At 64.1% G+C, this 26,844-nt stretch carries 26 protein-coding genes and 1 pseudogene; 16 read left to right on the top strand and 11 right to left on the bottom strand.

The genetic code is table 11. The features are described from left to right. The first annotated feature begins 29 nt into the window (after positions 1-29). The 5 genes and pseudogenes from V8F63_RS15875 (at position 30) to V8F63_RS15855 (ending at position 5,518) form a co-directional block, all read left to right on the top strand. The gene (locus tag V8F63_RS15875) at positions 30-428 is read left to right on the top strand and encodes an MAPEG family protein (RefSeq protein ID WP_253122415.1); all 399 of its coding nucleotides are present in this window, start codon (positions 30-32) and stop codon (positions 426-428) included. A 1-nt stretch (position 429) separates the two neighbouring features. Next, positions 430-1,725 (top strand): RsmB/NOP family class I SAM-dependent RNA methyltransferase, encoded by a 1,296-nt coding sequence (locus V8F63_RS15870; RefSeq protein ID WP_392354054.1) that lies wholly within the window; start codon positions 430-432, stop codon positions 1,723-1,725. After that, entirely contained in the window at positions 1,722-2,417 is a 696-nt protein-coding gene (locus V8F63_RS15865) for a 5'-methylthioadenosine/S-adenosylhomocysteine nucleosidase (RefSeq protein WP_392354053.1), read from the top strand. Before V8F63_RS15870 ends, V8F63_RS15865 begins: the two co-directional genes overlap by 4 nt. After that, positions 2,414-3,974, top strand: a pseudogene (guaA, locus tag V8F63_RS15860) (glutamine-hydrolyzing GMP synthase). Before V8F63_RS15865 ends, guaA begins: the two are co-directional and overlap by 4 nt. 290 nt (positions 3,975-4,264) lie before the next feature. Next, positions 4,265-5,518 (top strand): tyrosine-type recombinase/integrase, encoded by a 1,254-nt coding sequence (locus V8F63_RS15855; protein ID WP_392354052.1) that lies wholly within the window; start codon positions 4,265-4,267, stop codon positions 5,516-5,518. Here V8F63_RS15855 and V8F63_RS15850 read toward each other — a convergent pair. Beyond that, entirely contained in the window at positions 5,475-5,765 is a 291-nt protein-coding gene (locus V8F63_RS15850; protein WP_392354051.1) for an AlpA family phage regulatory protein, read from the bottom strand. The genes V8F63_RS15855 and V8F63_RS15850 overlap by 44 nt on opposite strands. 216 nt (positions 5,766-5,981) lie before the next feature. Here V8F63_RS15850 and V8F63_RS15845 point away from each other — a divergent pair, with 216 nt between their 5' ends. After that, the gene (locus V8F63_RS15845; RefSeq protein ID WP_392354050.1) at positions 5,982-6,881 is read left to right on the top strand and encodes an endonuclease/exonuclease/phosphatase family protein; all 900 of its coding nucleotides are present in this window, start codon (positions 5,982-5,984) and stop codon (positions 6,879-6,881) included. A 315-nt stretch (positions 6,882-7,196) separates the two neighbouring features. Next, positions 7,197-8,267: a DUF3883 domain-containing protein gene (locus tag V8F63_RS15840; protein ID WP_392354049.1), complete on the top strand. Its 1,071-nt coding sequence runs from the start codon at positions 7,197-7,199 to the stop codon at positions 8,265-8,267. 214 nt (positions 8,268-8,481) lie between these two features. Here V8F63_RS15840 and V8F63_RS15835 read toward each other — a convergent pair whose 3' ends face one another. From V8F63_RS15835 to V8F63_RS15810, 6 genes are all read right to left on the bottom strand, one after another. Beyond that, positions 8,482-8,727, bottom strand: coding sequence for a hypothetical protein (locus tag V8F63_RS15835; RefSeq protein WP_392354048.1), 246 nt, complete (start codon positions 8,725-8,727; stop codon positions 8,482-8,484). After that, positions 8,728-9,636: a HEPN domain-containing protein gene (locus tag V8F63_RS15830; protein WP_392354047.1), complete on the bottom strand. Its 909-nt coding sequence runs from the start codon at positions 9,634-9,636 to the stop codon at positions 8,728-8,730. It abuts the gene before it with no gap. Between the two features lie 322 nt (positions 9,637-9,958). Then, positions 9,959-11,473 (bottom strand): hypothetical protein, encoded by a 1,515-nt coding sequence (locus V8F63_RS15825; protein WP_392354046.1) that lies wholly within the window; start codon positions 11,471-11,473, stop codon positions 9,959-9,961. After that, positions 11,470-12,861, bottom strand: a complete 1,392-nt coding sequence (locus V8F63_RS15820; RefSeq protein ID WP_392354045.1) for a toll/interleukin-1 receptor domain-containing protein — start codon at positions 12,859-12,861, stop codon at positions 11,470-11,472. Before V8F63_RS15820 ends, V8F63_RS15825 begins: the two co-directional genes overlap by 4 nt. 214 nt (positions 12,862-13,075) lie before the next feature. Continuing rightward, positions 13,076-14,896: a hypothetical protein gene (locus V8F63_RS15815; RefSeq protein ID WP_392354044.1), complete on the bottom strand. Its 1,821-nt coding sequence runs from the start codon at positions 14,894-14,896 to the stop codon at positions 13,076-13,078. A gap of 56 nt (positions 14,897-14,952) precedes the next feature. Then, positions 14,953-15,648, bottom strand: a complete 696-nt coding sequence (locus tag V8F63_RS15810; protein WP_392354043.1) for an SIR2 family protein — start codon at positions 15,646-15,648, stop codon at positions 14,953-14,955. Positions 15,649-16,296: 648 nt separating this feature from the next. On the opposite strand from V8F63_RS15810, the gene V8F63_RS15805 reads away from it, so the two are divergent. From V8F63_RS15805 to V8F63_RS15790, 4 genes are read left to right on the top strand one after another with little or no spacing between them, the layout of a single operon-like run. Then, positions 16,297-17,283 carry a CBASS cGAMP-activated phospholipase gene (locus V8F63_RS15805; protein ID WP_392354042.1) on the top strand — a complete coding sequence of 329 codons (987 nt, stop codon included), beginning with the start codon at positions 16,297-16,299 and terminating at the stop codon, positions 17,281-17,283. Positions 17,284-17,286: 3 nt separating this feature from the next. Next, positions 17,287-17,664, top strand: a complete 378-nt coding sequence (locus tag V8F63_RS15800) for a cyclic GMP-AMP synthase DncV-like nucleotidyltransferase (protein ID WP_392354041.1) — start codon at positions 17,287-17,289, stop codon at positions 17,662-17,664. Next, positions 17,661-17,972, top strand: a complete 312-nt coding sequence (locus tag V8F63_RS15795) for a hypothetical protein (RefSeq protein ID WP_392354040.1) — start codon at positions 17,661-17,663, stop codon at positions 17,970-17,972. Before V8F63_RS15800 ends, V8F63_RS15795 begins: the two co-directional genes overlap by 4 nt. Then, positions 17,969-18,568 carry a hypothetical protein gene (locus V8F63_RS15790; protein ID WP_392354039.1) on the top strand — a complete coding sequence of 200 codons (600 nt, stop codon included), beginning with the start codon at positions 17,969-17,971 and terminating at the stop codon, positions 18,566-18,568. The genes V8F63_RS15795 and V8F63_RS15790 overlap by 4 nt, the downstream gene beginning before the upstream one ends. 274 nt (positions 18,569-18,842) lie before the next feature. Here V8F63_RS15790 and V8F63_RS15785 read toward each other — a convergent pair whose 3' ends face one another. Together V8F63_RS15785 and V8F63_RS15780 are read right to left on the bottom strand one after the other, a co-directional pair. Continuing rightward, positions 18,843-19,934 carry a restriction endonuclease, SacI family gene (locus tag V8F63_RS15785; RefSeq protein ID WP_392354038.1) on the bottom strand — a complete coding sequence of 364 codons (1,092 nt, stop codon included), beginning with the start codon at positions 19,932-19,934 and terminating at the stop codon, positions 18,843-18,845. Next, positions 19,931-20,149, bottom strand: a complete 219-nt coding sequence (locus V8F63_RS15780) for a helix-turn-helix transcriptional regulator (RefSeq protein ID WP_392354037.1) — start codon at positions 20,147-20,149, stop codon at positions 19,931-19,933. The genes V8F63_RS15785 and V8F63_RS15780 overlap by 4 nt, the downstream gene beginning before the upstream one ends. 104 nt (positions 20,150-20,253) lie before the next feature. On the opposite strand from V8F63_RS15780, the gene dcm reads away from it, so the two are divergent. After that, the gene (dcm, locus tag V8F63_RS15775; RefSeq protein ID WP_392354036.1) at positions 20,254-21,489 is read left to right on the top strand and encodes a DNA (cytosine-5-)-methyltransferase; all 1,236 of its coding nucleotides are present in this window, start codon (positions 20,254-20,256) and stop codon (positions 21,487-21,489) included. Between the two features lie 48 nt (positions 21,490-21,537). Here the strand turns inward: dcm and V8F63_RS15770 are convergent, their stop codons facing one another. After that, a complete protein-coding gene (locus V8F63_RS15770; protein WP_392354035.1) occupies positions 21,538-22,770 on the bottom strand; it encodes a hypothetical protein in 1,233 nt (410 codons plus the stop codon). Between the two features lie 2 nt (positions 22,771-22,772). Continuing rightward, positions 22,773-23,276: a methyltransferase gene (locus tag V8F63_RS15765; protein WP_392354034.1), complete on the bottom strand. Its 504-nt coding sequence runs from the start codon at positions 23,274-23,276 to the stop codon at positions 22,773-22,775. A 535-nt stretch (positions 23,277-23,811) separates the two neighbouring features. Between V8F63_RS15765 and V8F63_RS15760 the strand changes: the two genes are divergently transcribed. The 4 genes from V8F63_RS15760 to V8F63_RS15745 all read left to right on the top strand — a co-directional run bounded on the left by V8F63_RS15760 (position 23,812) and on the right by V8F63_RS15745 (position 26,837). Further along, positions 23,812-24,105: a DUF736 domain-containing protein gene (locus tag V8F63_RS15760; RefSeq protein ID WP_392354033.1), complete on the top strand. Its 294-nt coding sequence runs from the start codon at positions 23,812-23,814 to the stop codon at positions 24,103-24,105. A gap of 19 nt (positions 24,106-24,124) precedes the next feature. Beyond that, the gene (locus V8F63_RS15755) at positions 24,125-25,051 is read left to right on the top strand and encodes a zincin-like metallopeptidase domain-containing protein (protein ID WP_392354032.1); all 927 of its coding nucleotides are present in this window, start codon (positions 24,125-24,127) and stop codon (positions 25,049-25,051) included. Between the two features lie 236 nt (positions 25,052-25,287). Continuing rightward, complete coding sequence (gene mobC / locus V8F63_RS15750; protein WP_392354031.1) at positions 25,288-25,809, top strand: plasmid mobilization relaxosome protein MobC; 522 nt, start codon at positions 25,288-25,290, stop codon at positions 25,807-25,809. Beyond that, a complete protein-coding gene (locus V8F63_RS15745; RefSeq protein WP_392354030.1) occupies positions 25,806-26,837 on the top strand; it encodes a hypothetical protein in 1,032 nt (343 codons plus the stop codon). Before mobC ends, V8F63_RS15745 begins: the two co-directional genes overlap by 4 nt. Positions 26,838-26,844 lie beyond the last annotated feature (7 nt).

Here is a 26,844-nt window from a genome sequence, read left to right as displayed (position 1 = left end):
GTTTTGGGCTAGTGAAACAGGAGAAGAGCGTGACCACTGAACTCACCTATCTGGCGGCGACGCTGGTGCTGGCCCTGGTGCAGATCTTCCTGCCCGCCTTTGCCCGAACGCGCGAGTTCGGCCTGTCGTGGAACGCCGGGGCGCGGGACGAAACGCCCGAAGCCAAGAGCCCTGTCGTCGGACGTCTGGAACGGGCCCAGGCCAATCTGTTCGAGACATTGCCGCTGTTCATCGGCGCCGTACTGATCGCCCAGGTCGCCGACCGGACCGGCGCGCTGACGGCGTGGGGCGCAGGCCTCTACTTCTGGGCGCGCGTCGCCTATATCCCGCTGTACGCCCTGGGCGTTCCCTATATCCGGTCGCTGGTTTGGCTGGTCTCGCTTGCGGGACTGGCGATGTGCCTTCTGGCCCTTTTCATCCGAGTCTGATTTGACCCCAGCCGCCCGTCTGGCCGCCGCCGCCGCCATCATCGACAGCATTTCGCAGGGCCGCCAGCCCGCCGACGCCGTGCTCAAGGCCTGGAGCCAGCAGAATCGCTACGCCGGTTCGGGCGACCGCCGCGCCATCGCCGAACGCGTCTATCAGGTGCTGCGCGCGCGCGGCCGCCTGTCGGCCTTCATGGGCGGGCGTCAGGACGGACGCGCCCTGATCGTGGGCGCCCTGTCGCTGCTGGACGGCGCGACGCTGGAGGAGATCGAAGGCCTCTACAACGGCGAGGGCTATGGCCCACGCCCGCTGTCCAAGCACGAGCGCGGCCGCATCATGGCGCACGAGGACGCGGCCGATCTGGCCGAGGTCGCGCTGCCGGACTTCGTGACGGCGGACCTGAAGGCGGTGCATGGCGACCGCTGGCGTGAAGAGGTCGAGGCCCTGAGCGGTCGCGCGCCGGTGGACCTGCGGGTCAATGCCTTGCGCGCCACGACGGAAGAGGTCGAGGCTGAGCTGCGCGGCGCGGGCCTGTCGCCGCAGCGCACCGAACTGTCGGGCTGGGGCCTGCGGCTGGACGCTGAGCCGGCGCTGAACGTGCAGCCGCTGGACGGCTTCCAGAACGGCCATTTCGAGATTCAGGACGAGGCCAGTCAGGTGGTGGGCTGGCTGTCCGGCGCCTTCCCCGGCGCGACGGTGGTGGACTATTGCGCGGGCGGCGGCGGCAAGACGCTGGGTCTGGTGCAGGCCATGCAGGGGCAGGGGTCGCTGATCGCCTGCGACGTCTCGGCCAAGCGTCTGGACAATGTGAAGCCGCGTCTGGCCCGCGCGGGCGTCGAGGCCGATCTGCGCCTGCTGGGCACGAACGGCGGCGGGGTCGAGGATCTGAACGGTCAGGCCCACGTGGTGTTCGTCGACGCGCCCTGCTCGGGCTCGGGCGCCTGGCGGCGTCGGCCGGAGGACAGCTGGCGCCTGACGGCCGAGGAAGTCGCGCGTTTGCACGCGCTGCAACTTCGTATTCTGGGGCAGGCGACCAAGCTGGTGCGGCCGGGCGGGCGTCTGGCCTATGTCACCTGCTCGGTGCTGGGCGCGGAGAACGAGGCCACCGCCGCCGCCTTCGAGGCCGCGCACGCGGACTTCAAGCCCGTCCCCATCGCCGATGCGGCGCATAGCGCGGATTTGACCGAGGCGGGGCGCCAACGCCTGACCGCGCTGGCGCAAGGCAACCGCCTGCGCCTGTCGCCCGCCGCCACCGGCACGGACGGCTTCTTCATCGCCCTTTATGAGCGCGCTTCATGAGGCTGGAACGCTACGGCGCCGTCACGGTCCTGCCCGTGATGGCGGCGCCTGCGGAATATGGCGAGCACCTGCGCGCCCGCGTCGACCCGCTGATGACCGGCATCGGGCCGGTCGAGGGGGCGGTGGCGCTGACGGCGGCGCTGGCGCGGCTGGAGGCGAGGGGAGAGACGCCGGATCTGATCCTGTCGCTGGGCTCGTGCGGGTCGCGCGTGCTGGATCATGCGGCCGTCTATCAGGCGTCGTCGGTGGCCTATCGCGACATGGACGCCAGTCCGTTGGGGTTTGAGAAGGGCGTAACGCCGCTGCTCGATCTGCCCGCCGTTCTGCCGCTGCCGTGCCCCATTCCGGGCGTGCCGAGCGCGCGCCTGTCAACGGGCGCCAACGTCGTCTCGGGCGCCGCCTATGACGCCATCGACGCCGAGATGGTGGACATGGAGACCTGGGCGCTGGTGCGCGCGGCCCAAAGCTTCGGCCTGCCGCTGGTCGCGCTGCGCGGGGTGTCGGACGGCAAGGCCGAACTGACGGGCCTGGACGACTGGACCTCGACCCTGCATCTGGTGGATGAGAACCTGGCCCGGGCGTTGGAGGGCCTGATCGCGGTGCTCGCGGATCAGGGCCTCTCGGCCCTTGAAATTCCGGCCCTGCAAGGCCAAACCCTCGCCCAATCGCTCGCCCCGGATTCGACCTCATGACCCAGCCGACCCAACACCAGAAGGTGCTCATCGTCGATTTCGGCAGCCAGGTGACGCAGCTGATCGCGCGTCGCCTGCGCGAGGCCGGCGTCTATTGCGAAATCCATCCGTTCAACAAGGCGGGCGAGGCCCTGGCGGCGATGCAGCCTCAGGCCATCATCCTGTCGGGCGGCCCCAACTCCACGACCGACGCCGACAGTCCGCGCGTCGACCGCGCGGTCTTCAACTATGGCGCGCCGATCCTGGGCATCTGCTACGGCGAGCAACTGATCTGCGCCGAGCTGGGCGGCAAGGTCGAGAGCGGCCACCACGCCGAGTTCGGCCGCGCTGAGATCGTCATCACCAAGGACAGCCCCTGTTCGCCGGCATCGGCGCCGTCGACCATCGCGAGCCGGTGTGGATGAGCCACGGCGACCGCGTGACGGCCCTGCCGGAAGGCTTCCACGTCATCGCCACCTCGGAAGGCGCGCCCTTCGCCGCCATCGCCGATGAGACGCGCAAGATCTACGGCGTGCAATTCCACCCCGAGGTGGTGCACACCCCGCGCGGCGCCCAGCTGCTGAAGAACTTCACCCACGGCGTCGCGGGCCTGACCGGCGACTGGACCATGGCCGCCTATCGCGACGAGCAGATCGCCAAGATCCGCGAACAGGTCGGCGACGCCAAGGTCATCTGCGGCCTGTCGGGCGGGGTCGATTCATCGGTCGCCGCCGTGCTGATCCACGAGGCCATCGGCGACCAGCTGACCTGCGTCTTCGTCGACACCGGCCTGATGCGCAAGGGCGAGGCCGATCAGGTCACGACCCTGTTCCGCGAGCATTACAACATCCCGCTGGTGCACGTTGATGCGTCGAAGGAATTTCTCGGCGAGCTGGCCGGAATCTCCGACCCTGAGACCAAGCGCAAGACCATCGGCCGCGTCTTCATCGAGGTGTTCGACCGCGAGGCGCACAAGATCGAAGGCGCCGCCTTCCTGGCCCAGGGCACCCTCTATCCCGACGTGATCGAGAGCGTGTCCCCGACCGGCGGCCCGTCGCACGTCATCAAGAGCCACCACAACGTCGGCGGCCTGCCGGACTTCATGAAGCTGAAGCTGGTCGAACCCTTGCGCGAACTGTTCAAGGACGAGGTGAGGGCGCTCGGCCGCGAACTGGGCCTGACGGACGCCTTCGTCGGCCGCCATCCCTTCCCCGGCCCGGGCCTGGCCATCCGCATCCCCGGCGAGATCACGCCGGAGGCCGTCGCCACGCTCCAGGACGCGGACGCCATCTATCTGGACGAGATCCGCAAGGCGGGCCTGTACGACGACATCTGGCAGGCGTTCGCCGTGCTGCTGCCGGTCAAGACCGTCGGCGTCCAGGGCGACGCCCGCACCTATGAAAAGGTGCTGGCCCTGCGCGCCGTCACCTCGACCGACGGCATGACGGCCGACTTCTACCAGTTCCCCTGGGACGTCCTGGCCAAGACCGCCACGCGCATCATCAACGAAGTCCGCGGCGTCAACCGCGTTGTCTACGACGTGACGTCCAAGCCCCCGGCACGATCGAGTGGGAATGATTCAGGCCTTTCGACACCTTTCGAGATCGCTTGAGAAAATGCCGATAAGTCGCTGACGCAAAAGTGAATTTTTACGAGACCCTTCGAAGCCTTTCGGAGGGTCTCTTTTTTGTGATGACGGCTTTCCTGACGGTCTCGCGTCCGTTGCCTCAGCCGCCCCTGATTCATACCGTCACCCCATTAAGGGCGTTCTGACGGTCTTTTTTCGAAACAAGCTTCTGAATTGTTTACGAAAAACGACCTTTGAGGACCCTGAAACCGCCTGACGGTCTTTTGGAAGGGGAAATGGCATGCTTACCGATGCAGAACTGAGGAATACGCGAGGAAAATCAAAGGCGTATAAGAAGACCGACAGAGACGGTCTTTACGTGCTCGTAACACCGTCAGGAGGCATCGCGTTCAAGTACGACTACCGCTTCAACGGGCGGCGCGAGACGGTCACTTTCGGGTCCTACGGGCTGACCGGCCTGTCGCTCGCCAGGGCCCGGGAGAAGCTCATCGAAGCCAAGCGTATGATCGCCGACGGCGTGTCGCCAGCTCTGGAAAAGCAGCGCGCCAAAAGACGGCTCCGCGAGGCTCGCGACTTCGCCCATGTGGCGCAGAAGTGGATGGATGAGGCGCCCATGGCGGACAGTACGCGCAACATGCGGCGGTCCATCTTCAACAGGGAGGTTCTGCCGCAATGGCGCAACCGGCTGCTCACCGAGATCACGCCGGACGACTTGCGCGCCCATTGCAAGTCCATAGTGGAGCGGGGCGCGCCCGCCACGGCCATCCACGTCCGGGACATCGTCAAGCAGATCTATGCCTGGGCCATTCTCCATGGCGAGAAGATCGATAATCCCGCCGACGGGGTGGCGCCGGCAGCGATCGCGCGCTTTCGTCCCCGTGACCGGTCGCTGTCGCCGTCCGAAATCCGGATCATGCTCGGGCTGCTCGGGGAGGTCGCGACCCTTCCGACGATCCGTCTGGGTCTGAAGTTCATCCTGCTGAGCATGGTCCGCAAGAGCGAGCTGCAGGATGGGACCTGGGACGAGGTGGACTTCGACAACGCGGTCTGGTCCATCCCCAAGGAACGGATGAAGCGGTCGCGCCCCCACAACGTCTATCTGTCGACCCAGATGCTCGACATCCTGATCGCTCTGAAGACCTGTTCTGGAAACTCCCGCTACATCCTGCCGTCGCGCTACGACGCCGACGCGCCGATGTCCCGGGCTACCTTCAACCGGGTGACCATGGCTATCGCGGAGCGCGCCCGGGAGCAGGACCTGCCGCTCGAGCCCTTCACGGTCCACGACCTGCGCAGGACGGCCTCGACCCTGCTGCACGAGATGGGCTTCAACTCGGACTGGATCGAGAAGTGTCTCGCTCATGAGGAGCGCTCGTCGCGGGGCGTCTACAACAAGGCGGAATTCGAGGCGCAGCGGCGCCACATGGCGCAGGAATGGTCGAACGCAGTCGACGCCTGGGAGGCAGGCAGGTCATGGACCCCCGCGCTCTCTATCCCTGAAACGGAAGGACCCCGTTTCGATCCGCGTCCCTGACGGGGCGGGAGATGCGTTTGCGGACGTCCGGCGGCGTCGCCGGGCGGATCGGTCGACGTCGGCGCGACGCCAGCCAGGTTTCGACCTCCGCCAGATCCCAGACGACGCATCGCGGGGTCAGGAGGAAGCGTTTCGGAAACTCGCCCCGTTGTTCCATCTCCCAGATGGTGCTGTCCGCCAGGGGGACCATCTGAAGCAGCTGCGCCTTTCTGATCGACCGCGTCAGCGGAGGGTCGGACCGGTTCATCGTCGCTCTCCTTAAAAGCCTTCGGGAATCGAAGGCGAAAGCTGATGGAGCGACCAGCCGTCAGCTTTGCGTCCGCCAGTCTACGGGTCGCCGCATACGCGCGGTGCTGCAAAGTAGACGGCGTCGGGCTGACCTGTTGGAGCTTCACGATCAGCGATGCAGTAGCCGTCCGATCCAAGCTTTGCGTCAGGCGCGGCCGGGCTTAGGAGTGCGGGCATGAAGATTTCCATCTCCCTCGCCCTGACCGCCGCCGTTCTTCTATCCGCCTGCGCTGGTGTGAATCCGTCGAAGCCGGCGGGCGCGCTCAAGGTGGCGACCTGGAATATCGAACATCTGGCGGAGAGGGACGGGGAGGGATGCCGGCCTCGCTCGGAGGCGGACTATGCGCTTCTGCGCCGACATGCGAATGCACTGAACGCCGATGTGATCGCCTTCCAGGAGGTTCAGAGCGAGGCCGCCGCGCGTAGGGTTTTCGAGCCGGCCAAGTACGACATCGTCTTTTCGTCTCGCCCTGCGAGCGGGCGCGGCGGCGGATGTCGTGGCAAGCCGGGCCTCAATATCCAGAACCAATCGGTCGGCTTCGCCGTCCGCAAGGGCGTGGCCTGGCTCCGGAACGAAGACCTCTCGGCGCTTGCGCTCGGCAATCCCAATCTGCGCTGGGGCGTGGACATCACGGTCGGCCGCGACCGTCCGCTTCGTCTCCTGGCGGTCCACCTCAAGTCTGGTTGCAACTCCGGGCGCGCGGTCTCTGATCCCGATTGCCCTGTCCTGTTCGATCAGGCCCCTGTCCTGGAAGGCTGGATCGACAGCCGTGCGCGGGCCGGAGAGGCGTTTGTCGTGCTGGGCGACTGGAACCGACGGCTTGCCAGCCGCAACGACGCCTTCTTCGCCGACATCAATGACGGCGACCCTGCCGAGGCGGCGCTTGTCCAGGCGGCCGGCGGCCGGCCGGCCGGATGCAAGGCCCGCTATCGCGAGTTCATCGACCATATCGTCGCCGGGCGAAAAGCGGCCGCCCGGATCGAGCCGGATTCCTTTGAGGAGTACACCTACGACGCGCCTGAAGCCGACCACCCGTCGGACCATTGCCCCGTCGCGGTCCGTATCCGGACCTGATCCGCCGACGCCGCCTGTAGCGTCGCCGGGGGTGCCGCTGGTCTAAGGGCTCTGCCCTCGCGCGGGCCAGGATGCGCGGCTGCGCCGCCGGACCGGCCGGTCCCCGGCCTTCCGCGCCGGCACGGATTCACGGCCTTCATGGTCCGAGGCTTGTGCAGGCCGGGTGATCCCCCTCCGGCCGTTCCGTCCTGGCCCTTGCTACCCCGGTCTCGCCGACGGGCAGGGTTAGCGCAAGTAGCCGTTCGCTTGGGCTGGGAAGGCTGCTTAGGGTGGTGATATGGCTGCTTGGGCTTCTGGGGGCGCCGATCCGTTCCTATGGTGCTCATCGGCTTGCCCGACGCGGTCGTGACCTTCCAAGAGGGGCGCGCGGCCCGGGCAGAGGTTGAGGCCGCGGAGGAGCAAACGGAAGCCGAAGGTTGCATCCGACCGGGGGAGGGGATGGCTAAGTTTAAGGACTTGAAGAGCCGGCGAGCGGTCATGGCCGCATTCGCTGAATTTGATCGCCTGGGGCCAGAGGCCTTCCATGCTCGCTACGGCTACCGGGCTGCTGACAACTATACCGCACGGTATGAGCGACGCGAGTATCCCAGCAAGGCGATCGTCGGCGTCGCCTATGGCTTTCAATATCCCGACCAAGGGCCGCTGACTTCTGACCAATTCAGAGGCGGCAAGGCGGCTGCGGCGGGGCATTTAGCTCGGCTAGGTTTCGTGGTGGATGGCGTTGTCATCCCTGACGACCATTGGACATTGGAAGAGGTCGAACGCATCGTTGAGCGCTATTTCCTGATGATGCGAGATCAAGAGTTGGGCGCATACAATCGCAAGGCGCATCTCGCCGCCGCCGACGCAGAACTGCCGCGTCGCGCCGGAGGCGGGTCGATCGGCCGTAAGCTGAGCAACATTAGCGCCGTTCTGGAGTCCCTGGGGTTGCCGACGGCCACCGGATATGGGGCGTTGCCGAACATTCAGACGCTGCTGAGCGCCGTGATCTATGACCGGCTGAACGCACAGGAAGTCGCTACGCTAGACGACGTATCCGTGGTTGCAGCAGCCCCAAGCGCCGACCTCACGGCGGAAGTCGATCCGCCGACGGGGCGGGAACTTTCCGAGGTCCAAGCGGCCAGGGCTGCGTGCAAGGTGGACTTTGCCGAGCGGGACGAGCGCAATCGTAACCTCGGACGCGCAGGCGAGGCCTGGGCGATGAAGGTCGTTCAAGAGGAACTGGCACAAGGCGGGCGGGTGGATTTGGCTGAGCGAACGATCTGGGTCAGCGACGTTGTTGGCGATGGCCTCGGCTACGATATCGCGAGCTTCGATTTGGCCGGCAATCCAATCAGGATCGAGGTCAAGACGACCAAGGGCGGTCGAGCGGCGCCTTTTTCGTGAGCGCGAACGAGGTGAGAGCCTCGGCGAATGAAGAAGAAGGCTACGTGCTGTTTCGCGTGTTCAACTTCCCAAAGTCGCCGAGCTTTTACCGCTTGTTAGGTCCGCTTGAGACGTCCTGTCATCTGCGCCCGGCATCGTTCTTAGGGCTGCCAAGGTAGAGCTGAGCTTGTTCCGAGTCCGAACGCAAGGCGCGTACGTCCCGTGCCGCTCTGCCTCAGTTATCGTTGGCGGCGCTCGGTCGAAGCATGATGGCCGCGACGGCGAAGGCTCCGAATACGATGCCCCCCATAATGAGCGAGGCGGCGAACGCTGAAGAGGCGAGGTTCGACAAGCCTAGCGCAATGCCGAGCAGGGCTGTCGCAGCCCCCAGGCAGAAGAGGGCGAAGAGCCGCAGATTGGAGCGCGAACGGAAGGAGCGGCTCAGGCGGGCGACGGTCCTGTCGAGCGAGGCCAGCCTCATCTACTCGGCCAGACGCCGGAGTTCTGCGATCCGGACCTCGCAGGCCTCGCGCACCACGTCGCGCAGGAGGGCGATGCGCTCGGTGAGGAAGGCCAGCTCTTCGTCGGTGATGCGGTAGTGGCGTGAGTAGCGGGCCTTCACATAGGCGGCGCGGAGGAGTTCGAAGCAGCGCTTCTGGAACTTGGTGTCGTGAGGCCAGACATCGCGGAGGCGGGGTTCCAGGGGCTCCGTCATGTTGCGGAGGCGGATGAGGTTGTGGCTCTTGGGCGAGTAGAAGGTCAGGACCTGTAGGAGGCCTTGGTATATCGTCTCGGCCGCTTGATGCAGATTGAAGGCGGCCTTCTTCGTGAAGCCCCGAGACCGACAGAACTCGACCGTCGCCAAAAACTCGTCGGCGTCCTGCTTCCATTCTTCGTAATACTCTTTCGCCACTTCCAGCGCCGTGGACGGGGGCAGGGGCTGCGGCTCGGAGAATTCGACGCCGGGTGTGTCCTGTAGGACCACGCCGTCGCGGGCGATGTCGATGAAGAAGCCGCGTCCGTGCTCTAGCTTCCAGTTTACGTCGTCCAGGCTATGGACGATCAGGCTGACGGGGGTGCGCATGACGCCCGCCGACAGTTCGGCCAACAGGCGCTTCTCCACGTCCTCCCAGAATTCGAAATCGGTCAGGTCTTCGTGGTCCACGACGACCAGCAGGTCGAAGTCCGAGAAGTAGCGCCCGACCGGATCGTGAACCCAGTCGCCGCGCGCATAGCTGCCGAACAGGACGATCTTGAGGATGCGGCCATTTTTGAGCCGGTCGGCCCGGCGCGTGGAGACGGCGTTGGCGAAGCCCTCCTGAATGATCTCGACGGCGGCGTCGAGTTCACGCTGTTTCGCGAGCGGCAATTTCCTCAGCGGGCGTTTCATGCCCCGAGTCTCCGAAATGCGGAGCCGACAAGCAAGAGTCGAAAGGCCCCGATCCCGCGCAACTAGGCTAATGCGCGCATAATCGCTACGCTAGCACCTGCGGGCGCCGGTTCCATAGGGCGTCGTCTGTTCGGCGTAGGGCCGGTTCGCCGGAAATCGTCGAGGCGCCGCCTGAAAGTTCCGGGCCTCCACGCAGAGGTTCCAACGCCCGCACCTTTCGCTTCTGAAAGTCTGAAACTGACTCAAAGGCGAACTTGGGAAGCTCTGCTTTCGGGCGGCTTCTGGCGGATGCGGGCCCGCGACACCCCCGGCACGATTGCCATCAGATATAAAATCGGAATGGCAATGGAGCGGTGACGTCTGTCGGCCCGGCTGTGAGGATTTCACCCGTCAGGTCGGCAAAGCGCAGCGTGACTGGCAAGCCATCCGCAAAACTCGCGTTATTGAAGTTCAGCTTGGTCAGCGCCATCAAGTCGGTGAGCACCTGGCGGATGTCCGTCTCGCCCTGGACGATGTCCACGGTGATAGGGTTCGGCACCTCCCGGCCTGGATAGGTGTTAAGCCGAGGCGTGAAGCCGGTCGTCCAGAGATAGGCGCGACGATCCGAGACGAGAATGGCGGTCCCTCGCAACACCGGCCGACTGCCGTAGCGAAACAGCTTCAGCTCGTTCTGGCGCCGGATGCGAATGCCGACCAGTTTGGTCTCCGGCGGCACGGTCGATTGGAAACCCTCCCATTCCGCCGTCTCGAACCAGGTCTTGCCGTGGATGAACAGTTCGGACGGCGGGCGGCCGTGCATCTCGGTGTAGGAGGCGATCACCATCCCCATCAGTTCCGCGGCCTTTTCGCGGCTCAGGTGAAAGCTGTGATCGGTGGACGAGAACCAGGGACCGACGGCGCCCTTGAAAACCACGCCTTCGCCAGAATCCAGAAACATCTGGGCGCCGCAACAGGCGTTGTCGCGGCCCTTGGCGTTTTCGATGTGTTTGAACACCAGCCCGACATAGCAGACGCCCTCGCGGACCTCCGCGACCCGCCACGGTCGGCCGCCCGCCTTGTAGAAGCTGGTCGTGGCGAGGTTCCACGCCACTGAGGCCGGATCCTGCAGCGACCTGCGGGTGCCCTCCTCGAACTCGGAGGGCGTCAGGGTCGTCTCCCGAACCACCTGTAAGACCTGGCCCGTGTCGAGCAGGCGAGCCTTCAGCTGATTGTGGAAGTTGAGCTCATACTCATAGAGCGCGGCGGCCTCCATCTCCTCTACGAAGAGCGAGCCTGCCGACAGGATGGATTTCGCGGCTCGACGCCCAATCGTCCCTGACGTCTTCTCCCGCTGATCCCGAGGCACGATGGATTTCGGCCGACCGAAGCGATGCACCTCTTCGGGGATAACCACGAACCAGAACTGCGGTCGGCCTTCTTGCTCGCGCAGGTATTTCCGCAAGGCGTCGCCATAGACATCGACCGCCCGAAAAATTCCGTCGTGCCGATCCTCGCTGCGGATGCGGCGGCTCAGAAGGTCGCCGTCGATCGTGATCTTGGCGAAGGGCGTCGCGGGCCAGGGCACGCCGAACGCGGCCTGAAATCCCGGCCACATCGTCTTGTTTTCTTCGCGGCCACCGTCCGGAGCCGCGATCGTCGTGGCCAAGGCGTTCACCCAGGTCTCGTACCGCCTGATCCCCTCAGCCGTTCCGATCACGCCCACATCCATGCGCGCGGGATTCTGATTGGAGGCTGGCGGGCCGAACAGGAACAGGCCGTCCTTCGGGTGCTCGGTCTTCTGATTGAAGCCGAAGCTGAGCAGGGGTTCGTCGATGTGGATCAGCGTCCAGTCGCTCATGCCTCGCCCTCCGCATCGGCGTCGAAGGCGCCGTCGTCGTCATCGTCCTCCGGTTCGTCCGGATCGTCGGCGTCGTCCTGGAACTGCAGATCTCCAACAATGTGTCTCTGAGCGGTCAGCTGAAGCAGTCGGCCGGCGAGGGTAAGTCTCTGATCGCCATCGAGCGGGATGACGCAGTCCGCCTGTCCGTCCGCCAGCCAAGCCGCGAAGGCCTCCTGGAGCTGGCGCCAATGCTGGTTCCACCAGTTCTTGCAGAAGCGCCTGCGTATCGGCGTGGTCCGCTTCGGATCTGTGATCGCGACCTGTCCGTCGTCAGAGAAAGCGACGTAGGGTTTGAATCTGACGAACGCTGGCGGTCCGAGGACGACGGTGACTTTCATCGCCAGATGCCAATAGACACGGTTCCGCTCGCTACGGCCCACCACCTTCTTGTAGGTCCGCTTTCCGGACGCTGCCGTATAGATCACCTTGTTGCTCGCCAGGAGATCGGCGGGAAAATAGAAGGCCGACCCCGAGCGTTGCTCAATAGGTTTGAGGCCCCGGTTCAGGAGATGCCGCTCCACATGCTGCCGGAGCAGGGCCGTGGCGATATTGTGGGCGTCGCCGCGCTTGGGGCTCGTAACTTCGGCGGAGGGGCCTTTCAAAAAATCCTGCAACGGACGTTTGGCGCGGAGGTCCGCGACAAACGGCGTCGGCAGGGCCGCGTTCACCTCATCGAGGTCGGCGAAGGTCAGAAGCAGCTGATAGAAAACTGAAAACGGGATCCCGCTCGTGCGCAGCGACTGCGCGACGACAGCGGCGTCCGCGTTGACCTTCAGGTAGCGCAGGGTCGATGGCAGGGCGTTGACAGGAGACAGGCTGGTAAGCACGGGCTCCGGCTCGGCGTTGACTAAGGCTGCAGTCTTGGCCGCGTCCAGGCGCCAGCGTTCGAACTCGGCGGTCTGGTCGTGCTCGAGGCGCGGCACGTTGGCGGCTTCGAGTGTGTCGAGCAGCTCAATGAGTTTGGGCCCCCAGCCCTTGCTGAAGTCGATGGCGTTGAGCTGGTGCACGAGGATCGGAAAGTCGGCGAAGCCGACGTCATCGATCCTGACTGGGATGATGAAGGCGGGATCCGCCAGCGCTTTTCGCACGGCGTCGGCCACCGAGAGTTCGTTTCTCACCCCTTGGCGCTGAGGATCGACGCTCGCATTGGAGGCGACGAAGATGACCTTACAGGCATGCTCTCGAAGTGCATCCTCGATCGTACTCCAGAAGGGCGTGCCACCTTTTAAGCCGAACATATCGGCCCATACCTTATAGCCGTGGCCTGTGAGCCTCGCGCCGAGCCACCGAACGAAATCGTTGTCGTCCGGAGTAGCGTGGCAGATGAAGATTGTGTCGCGAGACATGTCTCATCCGAATTAGCTCAACCCAGTCTAGTCCAGTCTAGTCCAGTCTAGTCCAGTCTATTCTATTCTAGACCAGCGAACCGCCAGTTGAGTTCACAGCCTCCGCAGACCTCGCGCCTGCCTGGTCGCCTCAATGTTCGCCCTCCGGCATCCCCTCAAGGTCGGCAACTGGCGCACAGCTGTCTACCGGATGCTGCTATCATCTGCTTCGACACTAACGCTTGGGCGGCCTTGCTTGAGTACGCCGATTGCGGCGGGTGTTTCGTCCTGGGTTGGCACCGTTCCACTCGCCATTAGCGAGATACTTAAAGAGGCGATCTTTAGCGACGGTAAGCGCTGGTTCGGAGTTTCGTCGCTCGAGTAATTGAAGCCTGTCGAAGTAGCGTTGTGCATAGTTTGCAGCCTGTTTGGCTTGGCCGTGCGCGACCAGTGCGCCGATATGGTTGTGGGCAAGCGTGACGATCGCATACTCGTCCGTCTGCAGGTTGGGGCTCTCATCCTGCTCCATCAGGGTTTTCACGGCATCGCCGATGAGTTCGACCGTGGTGGCATCGTACGCGGGACGCCGGGCCGCAACCTTCAACTGAACATCGGCGAGAGAATGCCAAGCGTAGCTGTTCTCGGGGTAGGCCTCGATGGATTTTTGCAGGACCGCAAGCGCGCGATCGAGGTCGCCCCATTCGACGAGATATTGTCCGAATTGAAGCCAGAAATGCCCGTCCAGGACGAAATCGACCTCAAACTCGCTGTAGATGCTGATCGCCTCTGCCACCATTCCGCGACGATTGGCTAACTCGTATATGAAGTTGTGATTCAGTAAAAACTTGAATAGCAGTGCATCGTACCTGCCGACAGATTTGACTATTGGGGGAGAGAACTTAGTGTATGTACGAAGTGTCTCCTTGATCGCCTGGATGACGTCCGAGAAATCAGACACGTTTTCTATGATGTGCCGCACATAGAGTTCATGCCGCACCATTAGTCTTTCGTTGGGGGCAGGGGTGATAATGCCTTCGAGCGGTATCATCGCCTCCTCGAACGTCAGTTCCGGTTCGGAGGCTTCATAAACCTCTCGAGCCATCGCGCGACTGATACCGGTGCGTGCGAGGGTGGGCATACCAGCGATCAAAACAAGGTAGCGAGAATCTCGGTGGGGCAAGCCCATAAATTCATCTGCGATGGCGGCGCTGAACTTCTTCGAACGGGTAGCATCGCGAAGCGCGATCAGAAGCTGATGCTTCGATCTGGAAAGACGCTCGAGCTGCTCTTCAGTGCGCAGCTTCCTGAAGCGCGGAGCTGGAACGTATTGCGTCAGCTTCTCGATCAACCCTCGATGGTCATCCTCCTGGAAGCGCTCGTAGGGGAAGGTGGAGGCGTATTCGCCGACGCGGCGAGCCCAGTGCTGTTTCCACTCGCCGGAGCGAGCACTCGAGAAGATAGTTATCCCGCCGGGGCGCGTGCTCATGGCGTCTTCAGCGAGAGAGTCTCCGTAAACGAAGATGTCGCCGATGTAGACATTGACGTGCTCATCGGGGTGGAGCCGCTGAATGAGATTCAAGGCGGCTCGTAGCGATTTAACCTCGCCGCGCAAGTCGTACAGAATGAACTTCGGATCCTCGCGCGAGAGGCGCAGAAGCGCCTGCATCAGCGCCATGGTTTTTCCGCTGCCCGATTGGCCTGTGACGACGAACAGCCGCTGCGCGTCTAGGCTGGCAAGCCTCGCTGCGTTGAGCAGGTCGTCCGTGCGTTTAAGCCAGACGGGAACGTCTGAGGCCGCGAGGGTCCAGGATGGCGGTGACCCCTCGAGAAATTCACGAGCGAGTTTGTCTTTTACGACCACGTCAAGCGCCGACGCGTCGCTGCTCGCGCTCGTCCACGATACTTGGAAGATGGGGCGGGCAGTGTCGAGATCCTGTTGGCCGATGGTCTGATCATTTGCGAGCACGCTTGCAAACGACAGGCCCTTCTTCATCGACTGGCGCGGGGTATATTTTCCCGGCTGCCCCTTGCTGACCCACTGGACGAAATCAGACAATGTCCCCTTCAGGTGCACGATATTGCGGGATGCTAGGCTCGCTGTTTGAATCGCGCTCAGTTCGTCCGGGATGATAACGTAAGCCTTGCCCAGACCGTTGTCCCGATCTTTTCGGCTCTTTCGAGCTCCAGCGAAAGAATTGGTTCGTTGAGCTTGCTGCCAATGAACACAGGCGTCCATTTGACGTAGTCGACGGCCAGCTGCCGATACCAGTTGTGCTTCTCTCCGGCGATCACTTTATTGTACTCGGTCTCGGTTAGGATGAGACCATGCTCAATCTTCGTGATCTGACCGTGCAGGTAGATGGTTTGAAGGTGAGTAATGTCGTCGTCGATGCTAGCCGAGTCGATCATCCCGTTGAAAATCCGGCGCCTCTGTACGCCTGAGTTCCTCAGGTTCTCCAAGCCGTCATCGTAGTTCCAAGTGTAAATGCGGCGCCATGTGAAATCGAACAGCCGTTCGAGGTCAGCGCAGCCAGTTACCTTCGCATACTCATGAACCAGAAGTTCATCGATGCGCTGTCGGCTGACCAGGCTGCCCTCGACCGCGCCAAGGACCTCGGTCAGCGTTTCGTTGGCGTAGGGCATTGAGGCCAGATCAGCGACCGCCTCCGCTAAAGCGCGGGCGAGTTTGACGGGGTCACCATCGCGGTTCTCACTGGATGCCGAGGCTCCAGCGCCCAGTACGAGGACAACTTCTCCCCGTTCAAGAGCGCCTCGAAGAAAGTTCTCGTCGATATTTGAAGTGAACATCGGTGACTCGGAGCCAAGGAAATCGTCGCGCTTTGAATGCCATGTTGAGCGATGCGCCTCAACTCGAGCTTGCTGTCGTCCCGATCGGCGATAACCCGTCGCTGACCGCGCTTGGGGTGGGTTACCGCTTGGATGCCTGAAGGTCTGATTTCCGGGGCGGCGTTAGAGTCCGCAATTGGCGCGCAGGCGACTTCGACCGCTTGACCGGCGTAAAGGTCGGCTAGGGGGAGCGGACATCGACACCAGCCACGCAAGCCACCCCGCCAACGACGCCGTGTACGAATCATCGCAGGCGGGGCAGACGAGCTGACGATGACAGTGGGTCCACGCCCGCCGATACGGCTGCTTGGCAATCGAGATTGCCAGATTTCTTCCGATATACCATTGGCATATGAAAAAGCGTCACCATATCCCTTTGCAATCCAGAGAGGATGTAACGCCATGGCACAATGCACTGCCACATCGAAGGTCACCGCTCATCCGCCCCCGCCTCAATGACCGCTGCTGGCGCTCTTGGAAGCAGCGCCCGTCCGCGCGTGACGAGTTGTGCTCGCCTGTCGGTAAGCCTCCGGACAGGGGCGCCTGATCGGGGATTCGGTTGGCCACCGGCCGATTCGCCCATAGGTTAGAGGTGATAAGGAGCGAAACGTGTTTCAGATCCTGAGTTTGTCCGGTGGCGGCTATATGGGCCTCTACACGGCATGCGTTCTTGCCGCGCTCGAGGAAGATATCGGCGGCTCCATCATGGATCGCTTCGATTTGGTGGCCGGCACCTCGGTTGGCGGTATCATCGCCCTCGGGCTAGCCAAAGGCATACCGGCCGCGGAAATTCGGGACGCCTTCCTTGCTAGAGGCGCCGATATCTTCACGGACCGACCGCCGCCTCAATCCAAGGTCAGCAAGACGGTTGCTCTACTTCCAAACGCCAAGCGGGCACGTTACGGCCCAGATGCGCTGCGCCAGACCGTTGTCGACTTGGTCGGCGGAGAGACTCGACTGGGCGACCTCGATCATCGTGTGATGATCCCCGCGGTCAACCTGACCAAAGGTCTGCCCCAAGTGTTCAAGACCTCTCACCACCCGACCTTCGTGAGAGACTGGCGGCTCAAGGTGGTCGACGTCGCGCTTGCGACCTCGGCCGCACCGACATTCTTTCCGCTGCATCGGATCGCCGGAGAACTGTTCGCCGACGGTGGTCTTTACGCCAATGCGCCCGATCATCTGGCACTGCACGAAGCCGAACATTTCCTGCGACAACCATTGGAGTCGATCCGGATGCTGAGCATCGGCACAACAACGTCCCGGTTCTCGGTCTCGAACGCGATCGGCGTAAATCTTGGCTGGATGGGCTGGATGGAAGACCAGCGCCTGCCGAACGTCATGATCGCCGCCCAGCAGGAGAACACCAACTACATGATGGGCCATAGGCTGGGCGAGCGGTATCTTCGCATCGATCAGGTCCAGTCCAAGGAGCAGGAACGAAGCCTCGCCCTGGACGTGGCGTCTCCCGCGGCGAAGGCTGACCTCCAGGCGTTGGCGGAAGCCTCAGTCCGCCAACATCTGGGCAAGGGCGTGCTCCCGACCTTGCTTGGCCATCGCGCCGAAGCTCCGACCTTCTACAATCGTGGAGCCTGACCCATGGGTGTCGCCGCCAGCCTGTTCTATTCGACGACTGAAGCCGGTTCAGAAAAATGCCTCGACTGGCGGATCCGGCCTTCCGACGAACAGTTCGACGCGCAGAAGGAACGCTGGAACGACCTCGCTGACGTGCTGAAGGTCAGTCTCGAGGAAAGCTCCGGCTACAAGATCTCTTCATGGCTGCAGGGATCCTACAAATTCGGCACCCAGATCCGTCCGGCGGCGTCCGGTCACGAGTTCGATATCGACCTCGGTGTCTACTATCGCTGGAGCGGTGCCCCCGAGGAGGGCGACTGGTCGCCGCTCGCGTTGAAGGAATTCGTGCAGGACGCACTGATCGACTACGCTGGGGATTCCAGCAATGACGCCGAGGGGTGAGTGATCCAAAGCCGCGCTGCTCTCGCATCCACTTCAACGACGACTTTCATGTCGATGTGCCGTGTTACCACCTTGACGCCGGACGCGATGCGAGAGCCTTGGCCGTGTCGGATGACAGCTGGGAAGACAGCGACCCAAAGGCCATCTACGGATGGTGGAAGGACATGCTTGGCGACGATGTGAGGCCGCGCGCCCGTCGGATCGTCCGCTATTTGAAGATGTGGGCAGCGTTGCATTTCGGGAAAGATGAAGCGCCCCCATCATCCATTCTCCTAACCGTGCTCGTCGCCGATCCTGGAACGGGTTGAACGCGGGGGATATTTCGGGAGACGACGACCTTCTCCTGGCCGTGCTGCGGGCGATAACGGGACGGCTGGACCGCAGCACCCGTGTCGAGAACCCCGTCAATCTCGCTGAAAATCTCAATCGACTCAACCCGGAGGAGACCGATCTTCTTCGGGATCGGCTGGCGATCTTTATGGACGTGGCCGAGAGGGCGACGTCGACCCAGAGCAAGGCGGCCGCGGCCGAGATCTGGTCCGAAATTTTCCTGCACTTTTTCGAGATCCCCGCCGAAGCCGACGAGGGGATTTTGCTGGAAAAGAAGTTTCACGCGCCGACCGTCGCCTTCGTGCCGAACGTCGTGGTCACGGCCGTCAACTCTGACAGGTCTCGTCGTTGGCAGGGGAGAACCAGATTGGACCGATCCCTCGCAACTGCGCGATTGAATTCGCCCTTTCTAACGCGCTTGAACTCCCTGCCGGCGCGGTGGTGTCGTGGACAGTCAGAAACATGGGCCGCGCCGCCGAACGCGAGAATGACATGGGGCATGTGTCGGGGACAGGGCTTTCGACCACCGAAAACTCGGCCTACCCGGGAACGCACTTCGTCGATGTTGCGGTGAAGGTGAATGGCCAGCTCGTCGGGCGGCGCCGCGTGCCGGTCACGATCTCATCATTGGGCGAAGTGAGGCGGAACCCGAGGTCACGGCCCAACTATGTGCAGCACAGATCCCGGAGACGCTGACCACCTATGACGGTGTGTCCACATCCGGCGAATGTGTTCGCAACCAGCGCCTCGGTGCAGCCGCTCCAGCGAGGCTGCATGATGTCTTGATTTCAGACGCCTCAAAAAGGAGACGGACGGCGACTCTTCGCTATGTGCGTCCATCACCCACCTTAAGCGGCGCCAGCGGTCAGGCGCAACCAAGTCTCGACGGCGTTCGGCGAGGCCTCAACCGTGATGAGGCGGTCGCGGATGAAGCCGATCGCCGCCAGAGCGGCTTCGGGTTTGGCGGCTGCGCTCCAGTACAGGGCTTGCTCGACAAGAACGGGCCAGCCGCAAAAGAGCGTCAAGCCCAGCCCGCGTTCGTCCGCCCAGGCCTCAGCGGCGTCTTTGTCCAGCGTCGTTTGCCGGTTGGAGGCCATCAGGACAGCGGCGTCGAGCACGCCCATCGCCAGGCATTTGGCGCCGAAGACATGGATGTCCGAAAGGGAAACCGGCTTGTCGCGGACCTCGACCGCTTTTTCCCAGACATCGGGATCCTCAGCTGAACGGACACAGACGTCGCCCGGGTATTTGCGGCTCGGGTCGTTGATACGTCCGCTTTCGACGCGGTCGGCTCCAAACACGACATCGAAAAGGCCTGCGGCGACGGCCTGGGCTCGCCGTCCGCCTTCAGCGTCCTCTCCGACAAGGGCTTCGATGGCGCCCAGGAGCTGCGCGGGCGTCAGCGCACCCTGATCGCCTGCGTCTCCGTAGCGGACGATATAGCGGCGTCTGACAGCGATGAAGGCGGCCAGCGCCGTTGCCGCCTCGGCTTCGTCTACCGACTGCAGCATGCCGATAAGATTGAGCATGTAGTCGAAAGCAGGACGGCCTCCCGCGTGCACGGGCGTGCCGTCGTCCAGGCGGGTCATCCGGAAGTAGGGCTGGTTGTTCAGCGGCTCACGTCCGGTGACGCCGATGCTGAAACCCAGCTCCGCCGCCAGCGGCACCAGAACCCCGTGGGCCAGGGATCGGGCGGAGAAGGCGTTTGGGTTATCGCCCGCATGCGCCGGCTTGATCGCATAGAGGTCGGCGCGCGGATCGACTGCCTTGGCGATAAGCGCGGTGCCGAGGAAGGCGATGTGGGTCTTTGAGGTTCCGTCTTCGCAGAGTTTGGAGAAGGTCTCCATACGCTCCAGCCAGGCGTCATCGACCAGCCCCTGGGCTGCCTTTGCAGCGGCTGCGCGCAAGATTTCAACGGCGCGGTTGCGGTCGATGTTCATCGCTGCGTCTCGTGCAACTCAAGCAGATCCGCAGGCGAGCATTCCAAAGCGGTGCAGAGCCGCGCGATGGTGCTGAGGCGGGTGTTGTAGCTACGTCGCGCCGCGAGCGACTGCAGGGTGGCCTGCGAAATGCCGGTTTGACGCGAAAGAGAGGCGTAGGTCAGGCGCACGCCCGTCCGTCGGCGATAGCTCTCCATCGCCTCCCTCAACTTCACGATCAGATGAGAATCTTGTATTGACAATACAGTTTCCTGCGGCCTTTATGACAGACTAACCCAGAGCTTCCGATCGCGTCGAGGAGGCTGTAAACGGCGGCGGCATGCTCAAGACCATCAGTTTGTTTTCCGGTATCGGCGGTCTGGATTTCGGATTCGAAGAAGCCGGGTTCGAGACCCGCGTAGCGCTGGAAATCGATCGCTACTGCTGCCGCACGATGCGACTGAATCGGAACTGGTCGGTAATCGAGGACGACGTCAACGCCGTGTCCTCGTCGGACCTGATGCAGCAGGCGGGGGTCGCGGTCGGCGAGACGGACATGTTGATCGGCGGCCCGCCGTGCCAGCCGTTTTCCAAGTCCGGCTATTGGGCGCGCGGCGACGCCTTGCGGCTGGACGACCCGCGTGCGGACACGCTGACAGGCTATCTACGGGTTCTCCGGGACACCCAGCCTCGGGCCTTCCTGCTCGAGAATGTCTATGGCCTCGCCTACCAAAATAAGGATGAGGGGCTTCGCTACATCCTGGACGGCATCGCCCAGATCAACCGCGAGACCGGATCGAACTACAGCGTCACCTGGAAGATGCTGAATACGGCCCATTTCGGGGTGCCCCAGGCCCGCGAACGCGTCTTCATGGTTGGGTCGCGCGAGGGCCGCCCCTTCCAGTTTCCTGAACCGACACACCAACCGGGAGGCAGCGAAGGCGAGGATCTGTTCGCCGGGGCGGAGCCCTATCGGACGGCTTGGGACGCGCTCGGCGATCTGCCGCCTCCCGATCCTGAAGAGCCCGGCCTGAAGGTGGGCGGCAAGTGGGGCGATCTCCTTCCCAGCATCCCGGAGGGCGAAAACTATCTCTGGCATACGGCGCGGGGCGGCGGACAACCGCTGTTCGGCTGGCGTACGCGTTACTGGAGCTTCCTCCTGAAGCTTTCCAAGCGCCTGCCGTCATGGACCGTGCAGGCCCAACCCGGCGCAGCCATCGGGCCGTTCCACTGGGACAACCGGCGGCTGACCTTCGCAGAACTCTCTCGCATCCAGACCTTTCCGGATGGGCTGAAGCTCGACGTGGGTCGGACCGAAATGCAACGCATGCTCGGCAACGCGGTCCCGTCCCTGATCGCCGAGGTGTTGGCGCGAGAAATTCGACGTCAGTTGCTTGATGCGCCCGTTCAGGGGGCATTGGGTCTGTTGCGTCCCCGTATGGCGCATACTCCGCCGCCTGCGGGCGTCGCGCCGGTGCCCAAGCAGTACCATTCGCTCATCGGAGATCATGCCGCGCACCCCGGCACGGGCAAGGGACGCCAGGCCGTCGCGCGAGCCGCGATCGCAGCGGAGTAGGTCGTACCGGCCTGACCGCCCTAATGGGTGGTCGCTGTCCGAAGGGGCCTACCTTGAAACGCGGTTCGGAGCTTTCTCACTATCCGGCCCGCTCCATTCCTGGACCTGCTGGTCCTGCCGCAGCCTCAACCTGCGCCATTCCAGGCCGGTGAAGACGTCATCCAGGTCGCCGGCGGAGCCCAGCGGTAGCGCCGCTTCCGCCTCCAGCCAGAAGCGCTGGGCCAGGGCCTCGTCCGCTTCCCAAGCCTGTCGCCACCACTTCTCCATGCCATTCCGGGCCGCCAGGAGAGCAGATGCGGACGGCAAACGATCACGCTTCGCGTTGCGATTTATGCTCGCGCGCGCCGGAAACAGATTCCACAGATCGCTGCAGGGCCATGCCGTCCAAGGCAGGCAGTGATCGATGTCAAAACCCTGAGCGGTCAGGCGCCCGCCGGTCCATATGCATTCCACCGGTTGGTTTCCGTCGATCAAGCGCCGGCCGACCTTGCGCGCGAGCGCCGTGTCGCGAACCGGATCGAGCCATTGTAGAGCAGCTTCGCATTCTCCCAGCGCGATCGGCCGTCCCATTCTGAGGGCGAAGCCCTCGATTAGACGTGCCCATTCCCTGACCAAAACTGGCTCGACCCACGCGCCTAGCCGCAGCAGGGTGCGCCAAGCAGGGCCTGGAACACCAATAGAGCCGAACCCACGCAGGGTTTCGGCGTCCATGATGATTTCGCCCTGGTGTTTGGTGGAACGCGCCGGCGCTGCCTCGAAAACCGGAGCGTCGGAGTTCGGATACCGCGTGTAGCGTGCAGGCATGCGACAGATGGTGGAGCGAGCATCCCCCAGCGCCTGGGCGATGGCAGTCGCTCGATCGCCAGTGAACCGGGCGCCTATGCGCAGGTCTTGGCCAACCACTTGATCGACAAGCAGTTGGCGGAATGCTGGGCCGGCGAAGCCCAGCCTCTCCGCGCCGCGATTGCCCGGCAATTGCGGCAGTTCGGCTCGAGCGAGCGGCAGGTACATACGCAGCCAGTTCAGAGCTACGGCGCCCAGTGGAACCTCGACAATGTCCGCATCCAGCCGTTCGACTGCTAGGGCCGGCGCGGTGTCGGCGATCCTCGCAAGGGAGCGCAGAAGGCCCAATTTATAGGTCGACGACTTTTCATCGTTGAGGATGATCCCCCGTATCAGGGGCAGCGCGCCTGCACCGTCGTCAGGCATTTGCAGCGCATAGGATGTCCATTGAACACCGGTGCGCCCCTGAAGGTCGGCGCTCTCGCTGATCCGCAGCATCGTCAGGCCGTGCGCGCGGCGTGGGCCTCCATCTCGCCGCGGGGAATCGGCCACATTGGCCGGTCTGGCGCGCCCGCTCCGTCGCGCACAGTTATGAGAAGACGCCCGCCTGGTTTCAGGAGGGCGACAATCTTTCGGAAGGCGCGGCGGCGCTCGTCCGGCGGCAAGTGCATCAAGACGCCGCTGAGGAGGATGACGTCGAACGACAATCCGAGGCGGTGGGTGACGGTCAGGGCCGGCAAGTGGTCTTCGAGCCAACGGATGTCTTTGCCGGCGTGATAGGCGGCGGCAGCGCTTCTCATCGCCCGCGAGGGCTCGACCGCGACAACGTCAAAGCCGCGGCTCTTTAGCCAAGCTGCGTCACGGCCCGAGCCTGCACCGATGTCCAAAGCGAGGCGATCCAAGCCGGGCGGCAGCAAATCTAGAAAGGCGCCATGCACCTCGTCCGATTGCAGGCCCTCATATTGAGCGGCTAGCTCCGCTCCTTGGGCGTCGTATCCCGCCACCGCCCTCATTGCACCTCATCTCCGTCCCTGCACCCAACCTAGGGGAGCAGCCTTCAGTGTTCCAGCGCTTCAGATCGGAGCTGTTCAAGCTCCCACGGCCGTACGGTTTCGCCACGCATTGGCGCGAGATCCCCGCTTAATCTGAGAAGGCGAACCGAGCAGATGGGCTGTCGATCAGCACCTCCAAATCGCGACTGCGCCTTTCCATGAACGAGCAGCGGCTCGTGGGCTGCTGCGCTCCCCTGGACGGAGAAGGCCTGACGGGGCTGTGTATTCTGCCCTGGCCTCTTTCAGTCACGCTTGTGCGGCCTCTCGAAAGGCGGATCTGACCGGAATCCGGTCGGCAGGGCGCAACCGCGCGCTCGAGTTTCTTCCCCGGCCGAAGGCCTCCTCGCGGCACAAGAAACCCTGGCTTCCGGTCCTCCGCGTTGCTGCGGGGCGTCGCTTCGCTCCGCCTGCGCGCCGACCGGCCCCCGGTCTCCCGATCGCCATCGAGGCCGCGACAGGCGTGGCCCGAAGCAAAGGAGAGACTGAGATGGCCGCTATTGGAACCTTCACCGCCCAGGGCGACGGCTACGCTGGGTCGATCACGACCCTGACCCTCGACGTCAAGGCGGCGACCTTCCGGCCGAATAAGAAGGCCGACGACAAGGCTCCAGACTACCGCATCTTCGTTGGCCAGACCGAGTTCGGCGCCGCCTGGAGGAGGACGTCCCGGGAGGAGCGGCAGTACCTCTCGGTCAAGCTGGACGACCCCAGCTTCCCGGCGCCGATCTACGCCTCCCTGGTCGAGGTCGAGGGCGGGCACAGCTTGATCTGGTCCCGCTGAACCGGAGCGGCGGCGCGTGATGCGTGCCGCCGCCCCTTCATCCGAACAACTCATCTCCGAGGAGGCCGCCATGACGCGCCCCGCCGATCCCGCTCGTCCGGATATCTACACCCGGATCACCAACCAGATCATCGACCAGCTGGAGGCCGGCGTCCGGCCTTGGACGCAGCCCTGGACCGGAGGTCATCCGGTCACCCGTCCGCTTCGCCACGACGGCACGCCCTACACCGGCGTCAACATCCTGCTGCTTTGGTCGGAAGCCTTCAGCCGAGGCTTCGCCTCGCCGACCTGGATGACCTTCCGTCAGGCGCTTGCGCTGGGCGCCCACGTTCGCAAAGGCGAGAAGGGCTCCACGGTCGTCTACGCTAACCGGATCGTGCGCACCGAAACCGACGAGGCGGGCGATGAGGTCGAACAGCGCATCCCGTTCCTGAAAGCCTACACTGTCTTTAACGTCGAACAGATCGACGATCTGCCGGACGCTTGCCGGCCGACGCCGCCGGAGCCGATCAATCCCGACAAACGGCTGGAAAGGATCGAACGCTTTTTCGCAGGGCTGGAGGCCGACATCCGTCATGGCGGATCGGCGGCCTATTACGTCCCGGCGTCGGACCGGGTGCAGATGCCGCCGTTCGAGACCTTCCGCGACGCGGGCGCCTACTACGCCACTCTTGGCCATGAGTGCGTCCACTGGACGGGCCATGAAACACGGCTGGCCCGAGACTTCAGCCGCTCGGCTCAGGCCTACGCCCGCGAGGAGCTTGTCGCCGAACTGGGCGCCGCCTTCCTCTGCGCCGACCTGGAACTGGAACTGGAGCCGCGTGAGGACCACGCCGCCTATCTCAGCCACTGGCTCGACGTGCTGAAGGCCGACAAACGGTTCCTGTTCTCGGCGGCGGCCCATGCGCAACGGGCGGTGGCCTGGCTGCATGAAGCGCATCCCTGACGTGCCGGTTTCCTCGCTTTGAGGTTTGAGCCGCGTCCTGATCGGGCGCGGCTTTTCCTTTGTCTGGGGCCGCTGCCGTTGGGGCGGTAGGTTCCGCCTCGGGCCGGCGGGCAAGCGGCCGGGGTGGAACGTCGAGGCGACGGCTGGGCCCTCCCGTAGGCCTACGGGGCGAAGCGGTTGGAGGTCTAGGGCAGGATAGGCTTTGCGCCGGCAATGTCTGACAGAGCCCTTTGCCCATGGACCGCTTCACTGTTCGCCTTCCGCCCGACCTGGCTCGCCGCTTCGATGCGGCGGCGAGCGCGTGCGGCGGGCGGTCGAGGCTGTTGAGGCGGCTGATCGAGGCTTCGGCCGGAGATGGGGATCCGCGTTCCGGACCGGCGTCGGCGGAACCGCTGACCGGAAAACTGACCCTTAGGCTTGGCGCTGCCGATCTCGCCGCCGTAGAGGCTGAGGCGGCGAAGTCCGGCCTGTCGCGCACCCAGTGGGTGGTCGCCCTTGTGCGTCGGCGGCTGTATGCGCAGCCGCAGCTTTCGCCGTCGGAGGCCGTCGCCTTTATCGAGATCCAGCGCGACCTGCGCCGTATCGGCGTGAACCTGAACCAGATCGCCCGGACCGTGAATGCGACGGTCCCGGGTGGGCGGGCGCCTGCTGTCGAGCTGGTTCGCGTCCTCGCCTTTGCAGAGGAGGTCAGAGGCGGCCTGTCGGGCCTGCGGCGGGCGTTCGAGGGCAACCTCGACTACTGGTCGGCCGGCTCATGACGGACTTCCGGCCGCCTTCGGGTTTCGAGGAGGCGCTGCGGCCGCCGGTCCAGCCGGCGCGGGCGCGGATCACGCGGTCGGTGCTTGGGCGGGCGGGAGGGGGACGCGGCGAGGGCGCGCGGGCGACGCTCGCCCGCGTGGCGCGGCGGGCGCCGGAGGCCATGGTCAAGATCACCGGCAAGACGCATGACGCCGGTCATCTCGCCCGGCACCTCGACTATATCTCCCGCAATGGACGCCTGTTCCTGGAAGGTCCGGACGGCGAGCGGCTGAAGGGGCGCGCCGAGGTGCGGACGCTTGCGGACGATTGGGCGGGAGAGCTGTCCGCCGAGCCTCTAGGGCGGCGAGGCGCGGTCTCCATGTCGATCGTCCTGAGCATGCCGGCGGGCACGGAGCCGTTTCGTGTGGAGGACGCGTCGCGGGCCTTTGCGGAGCATGTGTTCGGCGAGCGCTTCTCTTACGTCTTCGTCCTGCACGACGAGGACCGGCATCCGCACGTCCACCTGACGGTGAGGATGTCAGGCCGTAACGGCGCGCGGCTGAATCCCAGGAAGGCGGATCTCCAGAGGTGGCGGGAGGTCTTCGCTGAAGCCCTGCGAGAGCGCGGCGTCGAAGCGGAGGCGACGCCGCGACGGACGCGGGGCGTGGTGCGCAAGGCGGAGCGCACCTCTGTTCGCAAGGCGCGAGAGCGGTTTGAAGCGGGAGCAGGGCCCCTGCCCAAGGTGCTGGCGGGCGCCTTTCGCGAGGCAGCGCGCGGGGAGGGCGAAGGGGCGGTCTGGGAGCGTCAGGCGATCGAGCGTCAGCGCCTCATCCGGCGGGCCTATGTGGCGGAAGCTCTGGCGCTCGCCCGTTCCGATGATCCGCAGGACCGTGAACTCGGACGTTCGGTCGAAGCCTTCGTCCGCAGTCTGCCGAAGCCTGAGACCCGGCGGATGCGGCTGCGCGACCAGATCGTGGCGGTCCGGGACCGCGCCAGCGGCGGAGCGACAAGGTCGCCTGATCCCGGTCCTCGGGGCCGGTCGCGTTGAGGCGATG

Source organism: Brevundimonas sp. LF-1 (genome assembly GCF_037055305.1).
In the GTDB taxonomy this organism is placed as follows: domain Bacteria; phylum Pseudomonadota; class Alphaproteobacteria; order Caulobacterales; family Caulobacteraceae; genus Brevundimonas; species Brevundimonas sanguinis.
Note: the sequence above shows the minus strand (reverse complement) of the source record. Positions and strands in the feature narration are given on the sequence as shown.